Source organism: Bacillus sp. TH17, from assembly GCF_016651125.1.
Taxonomy (GTDB): domain Bacteria; phylum Bacillota; class Bacilli; order Bacillales; family Bacillaceae_G; genus Bacillus_A; species Bacillus_A mycoides.
The window spans coordinates 2,180,585-2,197,383 of sequence record NZ_JAEKEN010000001.1 but is presented as its reverse complement, the minus strand read 5'-3'; the positions used below and the strand labels follow the sequence as shown (position 1 = coordinate 2,197,383).

At 32.3% G+C, this 16,799-nt stretch carries 18 protein-coding genes and 2 pseudogenes; 16 read left to right on the top strand and 4 right to left on the bottom strand.

The features are described 5' to 3' along the window. Window positions 1–98: 98 nt before the first annotated feature. From JFT95_RS11070 to pdxR, 3 genes and pseudogenes are all read right to left on the bottom strand, one after another. On the bottom strand, window positions 99–512 hold the full coding sequence (locus tag JFT95_RS11070; RefSeq protein ID WP_002141962.1) for a magnetosome magnetite crystal formation protein family: 414 nt from the start codon (window positions 510–512) through the stop codon (window positions 99–101). A gap of 144 nt (window positions 513–656) precedes the next feature. Next, window positions 657–1,123, bottom strand: a pseudogene (locus JFT95_RS11065) (DUF2306 domain-containing protein). 207 nt (window positions 1,124–1,330) lie between these two features. Next, the gene (gene pdxR / locus JFT95_RS11060) at window positions 1,331–2,764 is read right to left on the bottom strand and encodes a MocR-like pyridoxine biosynthesis transcription factor PdxR (protein ID WP_050000458.1); all 1,434 of its coding nucleotides are present in this window, start codon (window positions 2,762–2,764) and stop codon (window positions 1,331–1,333) included. A 152-nt stretch (window positions 2,765–2,916) separates the two neighbouring features. Here pdxR and JFT95_RS11055 point away from each other — a divergent pair, with 152 nt between their 5' ends. From JFT95_RS11055 to JFT95_RS10990, 14 genes are all read left to right on the top strand, one after another. After that, window positions 2,917–3,828 (top strand): DMT family transporter, encoded by a 912-nt coding sequence (locus JFT95_RS11055; RefSeq protein ID WP_201052225.1) that lies wholly within the window; start codon window positions 2,917–2,919, stop codon window positions 3,826–3,828. A 283-nt stretch (window positions 3,829–4,111) separates the two neighbouring features. Further along, on the top strand, window positions 4,112–5,035 hold the full coding sequence (locus JFT95_RS11050) for a nucleoside hydrolase (protein WP_002127616.1): 924 nt from the start codon (window positions 4,112–4,114) through the stop codon (window positions 5,033–5,035). Window positions 5,036–5,112: 77 nt separating this feature from the next. Next, window positions 5,113–5,577, top strand: a complete 465-nt coding sequence (locus JFT95_RS11045; RefSeq protein WP_002168287.1) for a GNAT family N-acetyltransferase — start codon at window positions 5,113–5,115, stop codon at window positions 5,575–5,577. Between the two features lie 183 nt (window positions 5,578–5,760). Next, on the top strand, window positions 5,761–6,330 hold the full coding sequence (locus JFT95_RS11040) for a DUF4256 domain-containing protein (protein ID WP_000665071.1): 570 nt from the start codon (window positions 5,761–5,763) through the stop codon (window positions 6,328–6,330). A gap of 370 nt (window positions 6,331–6,700) precedes the next feature. Then, the gene (locus JFT95_RS11035; protein WP_087962671.1) at window positions 6,701–7,147 is read left to right on the top strand and encodes an NUDIX domain-containing protein; all 447 of its coding nucleotides are present in this window, start codon (window positions 6,701–6,703) and stop codon (window positions 7,145–7,147) included. A 199-nt stretch (window positions 7,148–7,346) separates the two neighbouring features. Continuing rightward, a complete protein-coding gene (locus JFT95_RS11030; protein ID WP_001001869.1) occupies window positions 7,347–7,622 on the top strand; it encodes a heterocycloanthracin/sonorensin family bacteriocin in 276 nt (91 codons plus the stop codon). Window positions 7,623–7,735: 113 nt separating this feature from the next. Next, window positions 7,736–8,764 carry a serine hydrolase domain-containing protein gene (locus tag JFT95_RS11025; protein WP_201052224.1) on the top strand — a complete coding sequence of 343 codons (1,029 nt, stop codon included), beginning with the start codon at window positions 7,736–7,738 and terminating at the stop codon, window positions 8,762–8,764. 31 nt (window positions 8,765–8,795) lie between these two features. Continuing rightward, complete coding sequence (locus tag JFT95_RS11020) at window positions 8,796–8,939, top strand: hypothetical protein (RefSeq protein ID WP_201052222.1); 144 nt, start codon at window positions 8,796–8,798, stop codon at window positions 8,937–8,939. A gap of 278 nt (window positions 8,940–9,217) precedes the next feature. Then, a complete protein-coding gene (locus tag JFT95_RS11015) occupies window positions 9,218–10,426 on the top strand; it encodes an L-lactate MFS transporter (RefSeq protein WP_087962672.1) in 1,209 nt (402 codons plus the stop codon). Between the two features lie 180 nt (window positions 10,427–10,606). Beyond that, entirely contained in the window at window positions 10,607–11,023 is a 417-nt protein-coding gene (locus tag JFT95_RS11010; protein WP_002085307.1) for a GNAT family N-acetyltransferase, read from the top strand. A gap of 184 nt (window positions 11,024–11,207) precedes the next feature. Then, window positions 11,208–11,651: an NUDIX hydrolase gene (locus JFT95_RS11005; RefSeq protein WP_002085308.1), complete on the top strand. Its 444-nt coding sequence runs from the start codon at window positions 11,208–11,210 to the stop codon at window positions 11,649–11,651. Between the two features lie 30 nt (window positions 11,652–11,681). After that, window positions 11,682–12,812, top strand: coding sequence for a DNA polymerase III subunit beta (gene dnaN / locus JFT95_RS11000; protein WP_002127610.1), 1,131 nt, complete (start codon window positions 11,682–11,684; stop codon window positions 12,810–12,812). 22 nt (window positions 12,813–12,834) lie between these two features. Beyond that, entirely contained in the window at window positions 12,835–13,350 is a 516-nt protein-coding gene (locus tag JFT95_RS10995; protein WP_201052220.1) for an NUDIX hydrolase, read from the top strand. A 142-nt stretch (window positions 13,351–13,492) separates the two neighbouring features. Next, window positions 13,493–13,738, top strand: a complete 246-nt coding sequence (locus JFT95_RS10990) for a hypothetical protein (protein ID WP_002127608.1) — start codon at window positions 13,493–13,495, stop codon at window positions 13,736–13,738. A 58-nt stretch (window positions 13,739–13,796) separates the two neighbouring features. Here JFT95_RS10990 and JFT95_RS10985 read toward each other — a convergent pair whose 3' ends face one another. Further along, window positions 13,797–14,759 (bottom strand): MBL fold metallo-hydrolase, encoded by a 963-nt coding sequence (locus tag JFT95_RS10985; RefSeq protein WP_002127606.1) that lies wholly within the window; start codon window positions 14,757–14,759, stop codon window positions 13,797–13,799. 629 nt (window positions 14,760–15,388) lie between these two features. Here JFT95_RS10985 and JFT95_RS10980 point away from each other — a divergent pair. Next, window positions 15,389–16,302: pseudogene (locus JFT95_RS10980) on the top strand (hypothetical protein). A 61-nt stretch (window positions 16,303–16,363) separates the two neighbouring features. Next, on the top strand, window positions 16,364–16,759 hold the full coding sequence (locus tag JFT95_RS10975; protein ID WP_002127604.1) for a RidA family protein: 396 nt from the start codon (window positions 16,364–16,366) through the stop codon (window positions 16,757–16,759). Window positions 16,760–16,799 lie beyond the last annotated feature (40 nt).

The following is a 16,799-nucleotide window of genomic DNA, read 5'->3' as shown; positions in this document are numbered from 1 at the left end:
TTTCCTGATGGCAACATAATTGAATACATTGAGCCGAAGTTTAAATAACTATGCAAAAGAGAAAACAAAAAGAATCCAATAAAAATATTGGATTCTTTTTATTTAGTTCTATGCACCCATCGTGAAACAATAGGATAATGAAATTCTTTATTTTGTAATTCATATAAAATCCCTTTAAGTGGTCCTAAAATTACGGCGGCTAAAAGTATTATATATAGTGGAATTGTTCCAAAAATAACAAATAAGGAATTTGTACTCAAGTCAATGTGTAATAAGGAAAGCATGATCGTACGGATTACTACGAAGTTCCAAAGAAATACAGCGAGCCATACTCCAAATTGGAAAAGGGCTGATTCTAGATTCATCTCTTTTATACTTTGTGATTTGAAAACGAAATAAAGTATGAGCGGTATAAAGAAAAGTGTATTACCAAAGAGGAAAAAGGCCAAGAAAGATAATAAAGTAATTGCATGTATCACTAGTTTAATGTTTTTATCTTGTGATAGTATCATTAAAATCCTCCTATATTTAATTTAGATGGTAAAAAACAATATAACCCATTATATCATAGGAAACATGAAATCTAAATAATCATACTATTCTCTGTATTGAGCATAATTTTTCATAAGATTACTCAGAAAGTAATCAAAATGCAACTAATTTTCCCTCTGTTTTTTATATTTTTTTGATACACTGGCTACGAGAGGAATGCCAATTAAGGTAGGTAAAAACCAAAACCATATAGGCGGCAGTAAATTAATAATTGGAATATGAATTCCGACGTTTACTAAAAGTGCGGTTACGGCACCGATATAGGAGCCTAACATACCTCTAATATGGTGATGAACCCAATTTTTCCAACGCTTTTTTCCTGCAAGATAGCCATAAATCGCAAATGAATAAGAGAAAATTGCTACATAAAATAAATATGCGATTTTATCCCAGTTTATAATGGACAATATAATTGCAGTAAGAGTTATTACAACGTAAGATGCATGATATATTTCTCCCCATTCTGTATGTTTCCCTTTCTTTTTTGAGCAAGCATCGCTACAATTCCCGTAATTAAACATATGGTTCCAAATAATATGTGAATGGTCAAAAGGATATTGAAAATGCTCATATTAATTTCTCCTTTTTATTCTTATAGTATTGCAGTATAGGAGAAAAGTTGAATAATATTGTTAGTTCGACTTAATATATTGAAATAAGGGTATCCGCTAAAGATTGACGGTGATTCTTATGAAGAACTCATTTTATTAGGAAACGAAATGCGATTGTGGTAAATAAGATATAACAAAAATCCTCTTTACATTAAAGAGGATTTTTGTTATTCCATCAACCCACGGATCAATTCACTTAATATATAAATTCCTCGATTGATTTCTTCAGGGGAAGCATATCCATACGATAAACGTATATATTGATCTGATTCTTCTTCATAAATACGTCCTGGATTTAAAAGAATGCCCTTCGATAATGCTTCTGAAAATAGTTTTTTCATCGAAATGTTAGGCACTACCCTTAGCCATATAAAAAATCCACCTCTAGGAATATCCCATGTAGTAATGTCAGCACAGTACATATTTAATGCTTGTATCATTATTTGTCTTCGTTCTTTTAGATGAATCCTTACATTGGCTACGTGCTCCTCATAAAAACCTCTACTCAACCATTCTGCAGCAACTCTTTGAGATAAAGAACTTGACCCATAGTCAGTTTGCATTTTTATGTCTGATAATCTCTCAATAACAGGCTCTGGTCCGATAATCCAACCAATCCTAAGTCCTGGGCTAAGTGTTTTAGATAGACTACCGATATATAAAACATGTCCATATTTATCCATCGACTTTAAAGGAGGGGGCGGTAGTTCATCCATCCATAACTCACGGTAAATATCATCTTCAATGATAGGCAATTGTTCTTTTTCGCATATTCTTAGTATTTCTTTTCGTCGATCCTTGGACATTAATACACCCGTCGGATTTTGAAAACAAGGAATCGAATATAAAATATTTTTCTTTTGACTATAATTAATTCTTCTTAACAAATCATTAGGGATAATTCCATGTTGATCCATCTGTATTCCAGAAAGGTGAATATTAGCCGATTGAAATACGTGAAGAGAATATAAGTAAGAAGGTCGTTCAAGTAAAACAGTTGACTCTCTATGTAAAAGACCGATTGATATTAATTGTAATGCCTGTAATGCACCAGAGACTATTAATATAGAGCTTGGTGATGTATTTATTCCAAATGATTTTACATAATTACTTATTGCTTCACGTAAAGGGAGATATCCTTTTTGTTCTTCATATCCGAAATAATCTAGTTCCTCACATACGTTACGCATAATGAATTGCATAGTTTCTAACGGGAAAAGATGAGGTGCAAGTTCTCCTTTACTAAGATGAATCAATTTTTTATTTGCTTCTGCTTCATTTATTTCTCGTACCATTAACTTGCTTGGTTTATGAATACCAGCCTTTACATATTCACTCCAATCGGGCGGGGGATTGGTGGCTAATAATGACCATGTATTATTCGTTACAATTGTTCCTGACCCGATTTTCCCTTGAATTAAGCCATCTGCCATAAGTTCTTCTAGTGCAATTATTACAGTACTACGATTTACATGAAATAATTTCGCTAACTGCCGCTGGCTAGGAACCTTACTTCCAATCGGCCATTCTCCGTATTCAATTTTTTCTTTCATATAGTCTATTATCTGCCGATATTTAGGCAGTTTTTTATCAGTAGACATATTAAAAACTCCCTCATTCATTTTAAAAATGCAAAGTGGTTGGTTTTTTCGAGGATTAACTGGTTGAAGACATTGTATCAACTATTAAATATGATGAAAAGAAATAATTGGTAATTAGAAAATGGCTGGTTTATTGGAGAGGGAGAGAATATATGCATAATAAAAAATGGGATTTTCGTATTGTATGTACTCACGCTTTTACGATTCTTATATGGGGAACAGCTTTTCCAGGAATTCGGATGGGGCTTGAAGCTTACACCCCTGAACACCTTACTTTGCTACGATTATTAATCGCTTCTTTGATTCTTTTTCTGTTTTCACTTATATACAAGTTACGTTTACCTGATTTGAAAGATATTCCAGTAATTTTTATATTTGGTGCTCTTGGATTTACAATTTATCATATTGCACTGAACTACGGTGAAAAGAGTGTGAATGCTGGACCTGCTAGTTTAATTGTATCAGTAACACCTATATTAACGGCAATTCTTGCTTCTGTTTTTTTGAATGAAAGAATGAAATTAAATGGTTGGATCGGTGGTGTAATTAGTTTTGTAGGAATTGCTTTTTTATCGTTAAGTCAAGGAGATTCCATTCAATTGAATAGTGGGGGATTACTAATATTATTGGCGGCAATTTCAGAAAGTCTATTTTTCGTTTTTCAAAGGCCATACTTAAAAAAGTACGGTTTCTTGCCATTTACAATATATACAATTTGGTCTGGTACTGTATTTATGCTTATTTTTTTGCCAGGGATTTATCAAGAAATCGTAACAGCTCCTATAGAAATTACTTTGAGTGTTATATATTTAGGTGTGTTCCCGACAGTACTGCCGTATATTGCATTAGCATATATTACATCCCATGCCAGTGCTTCTGAGGCAACAAGTTCTCTATATTTAACACCAGTAACTGCATGTATTATCGCTTGGATATGGTTAGGTGAGGTGCCAACCTTTGTTTCGATAATTGGAGGGGGAATTACTATACTTGGAGTTGTGATTGCTCATTTAACATTTAATAAAGATGATTATAAGCAAATTGAGAGTGAAAAGGTATGGTAAGACATCCCTACGAGTATTTGCAATTTGAATGCAAAATTTCGGATTAATAACAGGTTTTCAATTCTATAAATATAGTGAAAAAAATCTATATTAAAATCAGTTAGTCCAATATTTGTACGAGATTTAATTAAACTGGTAGATTATTTATCTGCAAAAGAACTAGCATAATGCTAGTTCTTTTTTATCAATACATTACTCACCATTAATATTTGCTTAGAACTGTATAGATTTAATTTTTTTCCACATATACATAATTATCTTACCTATGAAAGGAGTGCATTTCTTGGAGAAGGTTTTATTTTTTGGAGACCCAGGTATTGATGATTCGTTTGCAATTATGTATGGCTTACTGCATCCTGAAATTGAAATTGTTGGTATCGTAACTGGATATGGAAATGTTGAACATATACATGCCGCTCATAATGCCGCATATATTTTACAGTTAGCAAACAGACAAGATATTCCTGTAATTAGCGGTGCAACAGGCCCACTTACAAATGAAATTACAACGTATTACCCTGAAATCCATGGACCAGAAGGATTAGGGCCCATCCATGTACCGGAAAGTGTGTTATCTATTCCTATATACAATTTTGGTAGTATTGCTGCGATTCTTGTAAAGTATGGAGAAGATTTAACAATTGTCGATGTAGGAAGATCTACCTCGTTAGCGATTGCTTTTAATTTATGGAACGAATTGATGTTAAATATAAAAGGAATTTATTTTATGGGTGGTGTCTTTTTAGAAGCAGGGAATGTTACTCCATTAGCAGAGGCAAACGTGTACGGAGATCCTATAGCAAGTCAAATTGTATTTCAGCAAGCGAAAAATATAACGTTATTCCCTTTAAATGTAACAAATAAAACGGTTTTAACCCCAAGTGTATTTACTTACATTTTAGTTAATACACAAAATCCATTTAAGTCGATTATGAAACCCATGTACGATTATTATTTATCAGCATACCAAAAACTCAATCCATCTATTGAAGGGCCATTATTACACGATGTACTTGCTATAAGCGGTTTAGTGAATCCTACATTTTTAAATTATACATCCCGAAAAGTGACTGTGGATATATGTGGCGAAACGAAGGGACAAACTTTTGCTGATTTTCGCCCACACTCTAAATCTGAAGGGGCGCGTATAGCGTTACAATTAGATGAGGAAAAATTTATTCAGGATTTTATGAAAATCATGTTATAAGTTGATGTCGAAAAAGGGAATCATTTCACTCCGTTGAATATAAAAGATAAATTCTCTTTTTAAAGGAGCTTAAAATAGTGAACGTTCAATTAAAAATTGTTACGAGAGAAAATTGGGAAGACGCATTAAAGTTACGAGTTAAAGAAAATCAAATCCATCTTGTTCCCGCAGTGGCAGTATCACTTGCTAAAGTATACATAAAACCAGATGGTGAAAATGTCGAATATATTCCATTCGCTATATATGATGGTGACCTTATAGTTGGTTTTATTATGCATGCTTTTGTACGAGAGTCAACAGATATGTATTGGATTAACGGATTTATCATTGATGAAAAAGAGCAAGGAAAAGGATATGGAAAAGCAGCATTACAGGAAATCATTAACTTAATAAAAAATAACTTTAAAGAGTGTGAGGAAATTAGATTAACTGTCCATAAAGATAATATTTCTGCAAAGAAACTATATGAATGTTATGATTTTAAACCATTAGGAAATGTATATGACGGTGAGGAAGTATATCGCTTATTGTTGTTGAAATAAAGATGTACTGTTTTGAAACAATAAGTTGTTCCGTTAAAGGGTCATATTGCGGAGAATTGGTTGTACTAATTCATATAAATTATCGCAAACTCAATTCACGCAATTATTTAAACATTTTATTATAAAACAGTATTTATATATACTTAAACTATCATTAATAAAAACATCAATGGAGGAACTAATATGAAAGAAAGCAATAAAAAAGAGTTGTCACTAGAGCAACGTGAAGAATTACTACAAACATTGAAAGATCGTTTTGAGAATAATATGAACCGTCATAAAGGTTTAGAATGGGCTAATGTTCAAGAAAGGCTGGATGCTAATACTGAAAAGTTGTGGTCGCTCAACGAAATGGAACGAACTGGTGGCGAACCTGATGTTGTTGATTTTGGTAAAGAAAAAGGCGAATATATTTTTTATGATTGTTCAGCAGAAAGTCCTAAAGGTCGTAGAAGTGTTTGTTACGATCTTGAAGCGCTAGAATCAAGAAAGAAACATAAACCAGAAAATAACGCTATTGATATGGCAACTGCCATGGGTATTGAACTATTAACGGAAGAAGAATATCGTACATTACATAATCTTGAAAATTTCGATATGAAGACGTCGAGTTGGGTGCAAACACCTTCTGATATTAGAGAACTTGGCGGTGCCCTTTTTTGCGATTATCGCTTTGGACATGTCTTTGTGTATCACAATGGAGCAGAATCCTACTATGCCGCAAGAGGTTTTCGTGGTTCGTTAAGAGTCTAAAATTTGTACAGGCAGGTAAATTTGAAGTAGAGAATAGATTTGCTTAGGGAATAGTAGTGATTGCATATTAGCTACGGCTTCGATTTTGAGGCCGCAAAGAATAGGGCTAATCAAACCTTATTGTAAAAGAATGAATCAACTAAAAATATTAAGAGTATGTTTTGATAATTTTCTTCATAAACATACTCTTTTTTAGAATCATTTATCAAAATTATTAGTTTTAATTAACGTATAAACGAGAACTTGTAAAAGGTACTCTTGCAATTATCAATGAAATTCACCCATATGAAACACCTATGATTTATATTATCCCGCTTTTAAATGAAAATTTTCGAGCAAGTATAAAGTGAATGATTAGGAGGAATACAAAATGAAAAGTAAATTCCATCATATTGTACGAGCTATCATGATAAAAGATGAAAAATTACTAGTTGCTGAATACATAGGCCATCACTATTTTTTACCCGGTGGTCATGTTGAAATTGGGGAATCAGCAGAGAATGCACTAATAAGAGAGTTACGAGAAGAACTTGGAGTAACTTGCAGTATAAAACAATTTTTAGGCGTCATAGAAAATCAATGGCAAGCCAAAGAAACCCTCCACCATGAAATTAACCACATTTTTGAAATAGATTCAAATGAGTTAAAATCCGATTTCACTCCAATATCTAAAGAGTCCCATTTAGCATTTCACTGGATTGATTTTAATAAAGAAAATATAAATTCCTATACAATAATGCCGACACCTTCAGTAAAAGAATTACTAGAAAAAAAATTAAGTGATGAACTATTAACTTGCTGGATTAGTAATTTTTAATTGTCTCTATTTATATTAATTCCGTCCACTAAAAGAATATAAAGAAAATAGGCTCATAAACAAGGTACATCACCTAGTGTAAAGTCATATTTTGTTGATGTACGCATTTAGTCTATAGCCTTATTTCTACTTTATTTTTAAAAGTAAATAAACTCGAAAATTTGGACGGAATTTACATTTGTAAATGGAGGGTTTCATAATGAATGAGTTTCAACAAGAACTACAAGCGTTAAACCTTAATGCTTATCAACCTGGTAATGTTGTGTATTGGGATCAGCAACAAAATCAATATCCATATTACTACATTCAAGACGATGCACGTCGTTGTGGCGGATGCGGTGGCGGCGGACGTTGTGGCGGTTGTGGTGGTCGCTGTGGTGGTTGTGGCGGCGGACGTTGTGGCGGTTGCGTAGGTTGTGTAGGCTGTGTTGGTTGTTTCAGCTGTTCTAATTGCTGGAACTGGTGGTTTATTTAAGTATTATAGATCTATAATATTTCACATGAAAGAAAAGTGCAGATGCAAAGTTATAATGTATTGAAACTTTTCTTTCATGCTGTTATTTTTATATGTTTTAGGGGGATATTTATTTGTACAAATATGAAAAATTAATTTCATGGGTAGAAAGCATTAAAGAGACCAATCAAAGTTCTGCGGCAGCACTTTGTATTATTAAAGATAATAAGATTGTACTAGAGCATTATAGTGGAACGCATTCAAATACTCCTACTAGTAAAAAAGTAACTATATCTTCACAATTCAATGTCGCTTCCGCAAGAAAAAGCTATTTAGGATTAATGGTAGCTTATGCAGTTTATGAGGGGAAAATAAAATCTCTTGATGACGAGGCTGTAAATTATTTTAAAGAATATGATCCTTCATTACTTGGAAAGACAACGATAAGACATTTAGTAACTCATTCACACGGTTTAAATGAAACCGATGATGGGACAGCTTTTCGTGAATTTGAGCCGGGACAAGCTTGGGCGTACAGAGATATTAATGTAAGAATGGTGACGCAGCTTATTTATCAACTGTATAATAAGAGTTTTCCTGAACTATTAAAGGAGCGTGTATTCACACCTGCTGATTTCAAAAAAACTGGATGGAGAATAAAACAAGATGATAATTTAGTTAAGGTTGTTGTAAACCCAGATGAAGATGCAATAAGTAGTGTTGGTGCAGTAGATGACGGCTCCGAGAAAAATCTTTTTGTCTCTGCGAGAGAATTTGCATTTTGGGGTAACCTTCATTTAAATAAAGGGTTTTTAAATGGTAAACAAATTGTGCCAAAAGAAGTTATAGCACTTGCTACGAGCTTACAAAGTCCAGAGTATACAAATAAAGAACTACCTCAAAACGGGTTGTTTTGGTTCGTTCAAAATGAACCTGCTTTATTTAGCGAACTTGGTAAGCGAGTTCCTAAAGGTTCCTATCAAATATTAGGAATTACAGGACCAACGATATTAGTCATTCCAGAATATAATGTCGTCGTTGCTAAAATGTACAATAAAAGATACAACTATGGTGGGGATAATTATTTATATTATTTACGTGAATTTAGCAATTTAGTCGCTGATACATTTAGTAGCAGTAAAAATACTATGGTTAGGGTATAACTACTCCTATAATAAAAAGGAGTGAACTTTAATGAAAAATGAAGGGAATAAAAATAAAAAGCAAAATATAAAGGATGTAAACACAGAACAAAACGCGATTTATAGCGATCCGAAAGATGCAGCTAATATGCAAACTGTACCGCAGCCGAAAGACTTTGAGGAAATTGAATATTAATTTTCTCTCCGACTTATTTATGAAAGAAAAATACGTCTTAAGTCTCATCACTTCCAGCAAATTATTTGATAACATATATACATAAGCATTCGAAAATGTCTTATCTTAACAAAGCTTTCTTTAAATGCTGTATATAACCTACAAAAAGGCACTTCTTGATGAAGTGTCTTTTTGTGTAAACTAACTCAATTTCCATTTTTCGTACAGTATCTTGCAATTTATCATGGATATACTAACTGTGAAAATTCATGTCATGATAAAAGAAGGGGACAGTTAGCATGAAACAAACATCTATAAATCCATTGCTAATTGTTCTAGGTACAATCATTGTTCAAATTGGCCTAGGAACAATTTACACATGGAGTTTATTTAATCAACCCCTTGTAAGTAAGTTTGGATGGAACCTCAATTCAGTCGCGATCACGTTCTCAATTACGAGTTTTTCTTTATCATTCTCAACTCTATTTGCAGGAAAGCTACAACAAAGATTTGGACTTCGTAAACTTATCGCTACTGCAGGAATTGTTTTAGGACTCGGTTTAATACTTAGTTCACAAGTTTCCTCATTACCATTACTTTATTTATTAGCCGGTGTTGTCGTTGGATACGCTGATGGAACAGCATATATTACATCACTATCTAATTTAATTAAATGGTTTCCAAACCGTAAAGGACTTATTTCTGGTATATCTGTTTCGGCATATGGAATGGGAAGCTTAATCTTTAGATATATAAACGGAAATCTTATCAACAGTCTTGGAGTATCACAAGCATTTTTATATTGGGGTATTATCGTCTTACTATTAGTATTGATAGGATCATTCTTCTTACGTGAAGCAATTGTAAGTAACACTGCAACTGAAACATTACACAATGATTATACGCCGCGTGAAATGATGAAAACAAAACAAGTATATCTCTTATTTTTCATGTTATTCACATCATGTATGGGCGGACTGTATTTAATCGGTATGGTAAAAGACATCGGGGTGCAGCTCGTTGGTCTTAGTGCAGCGACGGCCGCTAATGCCGTCGCAATGATTGCAATCTTTAATACAATAGGTAGAATTATTCTTGGAACGTTATCAGATAAAATAGGTCGATTAAAAATCGTCTCGGCTACATTTATTATTATTGGATTATCCGTCTTCACTTTAAGTTTTATTCCACTAAATTACGGAATTTATTTTGCTTGTGTAGCAAGTGTTGCCTTTTGCTTTGGTGGTAACATCACTATCTTCCCAGCAATTGTGGGAGACTTCTTCGGATTAAAAAACCATAGTACAAACTACGGGATTGTTTACCAAGGTTTCGGATTTGGTGCACTTGCAGGATCATTCATTGGAGCACTACTTGGCGGATTTCAGCCAACCTTCATTACAATCGGTGTTCTATGTGTTATATCTTTCGTTATCTCTATAGTAATCCGCCCTCCAAATGCAGAAAAGAAGAAGGAAATCAAATCGTTAAATCGAAAAATAGCTTAATGCTAAGAAAGAGTCCTTATACTAGGGCTCTTTTGCTTTACAAAAAAATGTATAAACAATGAATGACATTCAAAAAATCTAATTTTTTCCCTGTACTTATTTCATAATCTAACATTAAAGAAGATAGGAAATTCCGATTATTAAATTGAATAAATAATGTAAAGGGGCGTGATAGTTAAAATGCAAATAGTAAAGCAATGGGTACAAGAAGATAGTGATTACATAAGAGAAAAAGTAATTGAATATAACCAAAAACAACTTTCAAATGAAGAAAAAACACCTTCAGAAAAGATTAGTTTTATAGTGAAGAATGAAAAAGAAGAAATAGTAGGAGGGATAACGGCAATCACATTTTGGCACCATGTATATGTTGACTTCCTATGGGTTTCTGAAGAATACAGGCATGAAGGTTATGGAAGCAATTTAATGAATCTTATTGAAGAATTTGCAATAAAAAAAGAATGTAGGCTAATCAAATTAGATACTTTTAGTTTCCAAGCCCCTAATTTTTATAAGAAGCATGGATATAAAGTGATAGGGGTAAGTGAAGATTATCCTAAAGGGCATAATCATTACTATTTAGAAAAAAGGTTATAAATGAATCATTAAAGAGTGTATTATGATTAATCTTTTTCAAAATATGCTCTTTTCTTTTGTGTGTCTATGAACACGATATCGTTTCGTATTAGTTATTTACTCAAATTACTTTTTATGAATCAAAACAATTTAATGATAGAATAAAATAAAGACAGAAAATTTTCACCATTCAAGGGGGTTACATATGAAAAAAGTAAATGTTACATACGCACTTCTATATGATGAAACTCATGAAAAGTTATTAATGGTTAAAAACAAAGGGGAAAATGGTTCTTATTACACTTTACCAGGTGGAGCAGTTAAATTCGGGGAAACGTTAGAAGAGGCAGCAATTCGTGAAGTGAAAGAAGAAACAGGGCTAGACATATCCGTAAAAGGGGTTTGTTCCATTAGTGAAGCCTTTTTTGAGGAGAGAGGACATCATGCAATCTTCTTTAATTTTTTAGGAGAAATAACCGGAGGGGAAATCTGTATATCACGGCCAAAAGAGATTGAGGAGATTACCTGGATGGAATTAGATTCAGCAGAACCTTATTTACGTATACCAGAACACTTAAAAAGCCTTTTACAAAAGAAAGAAACAGTTCCTTATATTTTTAATGGAACTATTATTCATCAATCTTCATAAAGATAGTATTTCATTTAAGGCGGGGGAAAAATGGAGTTTATCGTTAATCACAAACAATTTACACAAGCTCTTTCAGAAGTAAGTAAAGCTATCTCAACAAAAACTTTAATTCCTATATTATCCGGAATAAAGATAACAGCAGATCAATCTGGAATTACTTTAATCGCAAGTAATTCGAATATTTTCATTGAAAAATTTATACCTATTTCAATTGAAGACGAACAAATTACAACTATTTTAAAAGCAGGAAGTATTGTTGTACCAGCAAAGTATTTCATTGAAATTATTAAGAAAATGCCAAGTGAGATTTTAATAAAAAGTATGAATGAGCAGTTGATTACAATTCAATCAGATGAAATTACTTTAAACTTAAATGGACTCTCGGCAAATGAATTTCCTAATGTACCATTTTTAGACTCACATACAGAAATACAAGTAGAAACGGAACAGCTGATTGAGGTATTCAAACAAACTGTCTTTGCAACTGCTAAAAATGAATCTAGACCAGTTCTTACTGGCGTACATTTCGTTATTGATCATAACAAATTAATTTGTGCTGCTACTGATTCGCACAGACTGGCTTTACGTGAAATACCCATTTCTTCACATGCGAAATTAAATTGCATTGTACCAAGTTCCACTATTAGTGAACTACTAAAATTAATGAGCAGTAATTCAAATTTAGTATACATATATCTTTCAGAGAGTCACATTATTTTTAAATTCGGTACAATTACGTTGTATTCAAGGCTTATTGAAGGGAAATATCCTAATATATCCGGCCTAATTCCAAATGAATCCCAAACGATTATTAATATAGATAGAAAAAAGATTTTACAAGGTGTAGATCGGTCAAGTTTATTGGCTAGTGAATGGGCAAACAACAACGTTAACTTAGAAATCATCGACGAATGCACAATACAAATTTCTTCCAACGCTTCTCAAATTGGTAAAATATCCGAGACACAACAAATAGATGCGATTCACGGTGAAAAGCAATTAAATATATCTTTCGACGGACGATATATGGTCGATACTTTAAAAGCAATAAAAGAAGATAGAGTTACTTTAAGTTTTGGCGGTTCCATGAGACCGATATTAATTGAAGCAGGTGAACAATCTGCAGCAGTATATTTAATATCGCCTGTTAGAACTTATTGAGAACAAAGGAAGGAATTAAATTATGTACAAGCACACTTTATGTTTTATAAAAAGAAATGAAGAAATACTTATGCTAAATAGAGAATATGATCCTGTAAAAGGATTATGGAATGGTGTAGGAGGGAAGATAGAAAAAGGAGAAACACCGTTAGAAAATGCAATTCGTGAAATAAAAGAAGAAACAAATATAGATGTTGAACAAAATCAAATTCAATTTAAAGGCATTATTAAATGGGAGGATTCCTCATATTCTGGTGGCATGTATGTCTATTTAGTAAAGCTACTTAATGAATTTACATATCACACTCCAAAAAAAGTCTCAGAAGGAATTCTAGATTGGAAAGAGGTATCTTGGATTCTAAGTGACTATAATTACGGCGTAGGAGAGATGATACCTAAATTTTCAACTGAAGTACTTTATAATGAATTAATATTAGAGCACTCTTGCGTTTTATCAAATCATAAATTAGTAGAGTATAAGAATAAAGAATTAGCTAAGCAGACCAGCCCAATAGATTCAATACATAAATTAGTGTAAGCAGTAACAGAAAATAGCTAATGTAGTCGAAGTGAAACTAAAGATAAAATTTAACGTGAGGGAGAGTATTTTAAATAGCAGGAAAGCAAATATAGTAAAGTAGTAATTAGGGGAGATTAGTATGTAATAGAAGGAAGAGCTCATGAAAAAAGGAAATCAATTATTTTGGATATATATAACTAGTATTACTATTATAATACCTTTAATTATTTACTTAGCATTGGCAGCCTCTAGCGAAAAAGATACTCTTACTCAAGTGAAAAAAGCTCCCAATATCCCATCGGCTATTCAAGATTCAAACGATATGGAAGACCCTACAGGATATTGGACAACAGAAAAGATGAAAAATGCAATTCCAGTAGATAAAACAAAGAATTTTAATAGATGAGTCATAAATGAATAAAAAGCGAACCATCAATATTAAATTGGTTCGCTTTTTATTATACTTACACTTCTCGCCACCAAGCAGCCGTAGGATAATCTTTAGATTGTAACGTAATAGCTTCACCGATTTGTGGCGTTGCAATATTAACCCCTAAACGATTTGCTTCTTTCGTAACACGTTCAATTGGATCACTCCATTCATGTAATGCTAACGTAAAAGCACCCCAATGAATAGGAACAAGCAATTCTCCTTTAACGTCAATATGAGCTTGTACTGTTTCTTCTGGCAACATATGAATAGCAGACCATCTCGTATCGTACTGCCCGCATTCCATTAAAGTAAGATCGAATGGACCATATTTCTCACCAATTTCCTTAAAGTGAGGCGCATAACCGCTATCACCGCTAAAGAAGACTTTAGTTTCTTGACCAAGAATAAGCCATGAACACCATAAAGAACGATCTTTATCTGTCATACTTCGTCCAGAGAAATGCCTTGCAGGAGCGCAAACTAACTTAATATTATCAAACGTAATTTCATCCCACCAATTATGTTCACTAATTTTATTAGGTGAAACACCCCATTTAATAAGATAACGCGCAACTCCAATCGGGACATAAAAATGCTTCGCATAATCTTTTAACCGCATAATACTTTTGTAATTTAAATGATCATAGTGATTATGAGAAATGATAATCGCATCAATTTCTTGAAGTTCATCATGTTCTAAAGAAAAAGCACCACTATACCGCTTACTATTAAACACAGGAAATGGGGAAGAGGCATCTCCAAACATAGGGTCTAATAACAATTTTTTACCTTCTATTTTCAAAAGAGAAGCAGAGTGCCCAAACCATGTCACACTCTCTAAAGATTCATTATTTTTATTCGATAAAACAATAGGTAAATTCTTTACAGGACGTAGCTTTGTTTTCATTTTAAAGTAATCAGTCATTAAACCGATAATATCTTTCGGATTAAAACTTACATCAGTCGGAATTTGATTCATATATTTCTTTTTCATTAGTTCTCCTTTTTACGTTTAACAATATACGTATGTTGTTATTGTAGCTAATTGTAGTTTAAACGAAATCATTTTACCTTTCATCTTAAATGCAGTACATTTCATAAATTCTTCAAATTTATTATTTATATATAAAAAATAGAATTCATTTAGCAGCAGCTAAAACTAATATTATGTATTTGTGAATTGTTTTGTTTAAGTACATTCTTTCTTATAAACAACAAAGACCGCATGTTTCTTTATATGTTATAGAAGCAGATAGGTAACTAATTATCCACAGGAAGGAGAATCTATAAATGCTAGAAGAAAGAAAAAAGAAGTCTAAATGGAAACTATTAAATAGCAATAATTAAATATAGAATTCTAGATAACCTTAGTATAGGTATCAACATAGCTATACTAAGGTTTTTTATTTGAAATCATTAAAGGATACTAATTTTTATTTATAGAACATAGTAAATACATAGGTTTTACAATTAAATTACTAAAAAAGAAGGTATTTTAAAATGCTTGCTAATTATACTCCGGAGAAAATACTTAAAACAACTTATGAGACAAAAATGATTTCATAAGTTGACAATTATCCAACTTTAAAAATAAGCGGAACAAACCTTCAATATTTACTTGTAATGCTCCATCTGGGCATAGAATCAAATACTATAAAAACGAAGCTAAATTGGACTAACGAGGAATTCGAAAAACAAATGCACGCATTAGAACTAGGAGGTTTATTGAATGAGACAGAAGGGAGTTACTATCCAACATGTATGGTTATAACAGCTAATGAAGGAGAAAAACTGTATAACCTATGTGAGCCTCTAATTAAAACTGCACTTAACATAATTGAAAAGCATTCTAATCAAATTGATGCTATGTCTAAAAGAATCGAGACATTTAATCATTTACCTAAAGAATCGTATAGTCTTTTACTATATAGTGGTGTGTTATTAGATTTTGGACAAATAATTAACATTGAGGAAAACTATTTAGAAACAGAACGGCCTTTGAGAAACAATAAAAGATATTATTATGCGATTATAGAACAAGAACAAACAGACAAAGAGTCCTTTGGAATGTATGGTAATACGTATTTGGATTTAGGGGAATATCAAATTGGTCTTTATGGAAACACTCGATATACAACTTTGAATTTAATAACTGCGAATAAAGAAACGTTTGAAGAATATTTTCACGATGCTATTACTGATATTAATTATACAAAAAACAATTAGTTAAAAATTTTGTAGCAGTAGATAGACAAGTAGACTTAAATTCAAATGTATTATACGAAAAATTAGGCTTATATAAAAATTCACAACCTGTTATCCCAGTGTTTACAGCCGTAGATTTATCTATACTTAACGAAATCGCGAACACAATCAGTAAAGATTTGATCTTATTATGTAAAGAAAATGAGAAACCTTTAAAAGAATACTTTGCAAGCAGCAGATACGCAAAAGAAATAACTTACGAAGAATTTTTTATTTGGTGGTATCATAACTCCACATATGTAGCAGAAGGATATGTGAAAAATCATTTGTAAAATAGATATTCATCTAAAATCAAACATGAAGAAAATACGATATAAATAGGGGAGATGCACCTTGCAAAAGAAATTTATCAACCCGGAAACTATGCCAGCAACTTTTGGATACTCACATATTGTTGAGGTTAGTAACGCTACACGGACAATTTACATATCAGGACAAGTAGCGATTAATGTTGATGGTCATATAGTTGGGCATGGAGATTTAGGTACGCAAACGCGCCAAGTATTTGAAAATATTAAAGTAGCATTAGAAGCTTCAGAATTAAATTTTAATGATGTAGTAAAATTAACATTTTTCTTAACAGATATTTCTCAAATGGCCATTGTTAGAGGTGTTCGAGATCAATACATTGATACTAAGAATCCACCAGCAAGTTCAGCTGTAGAAGTTAGAAAGTTAATTAACGATAACTTATTAATTGAAATCGAAGCAATTGCTGTAGCAAACTAATTTTAAAAACTTATTCTTAATCATATCAACGCAATTCGTT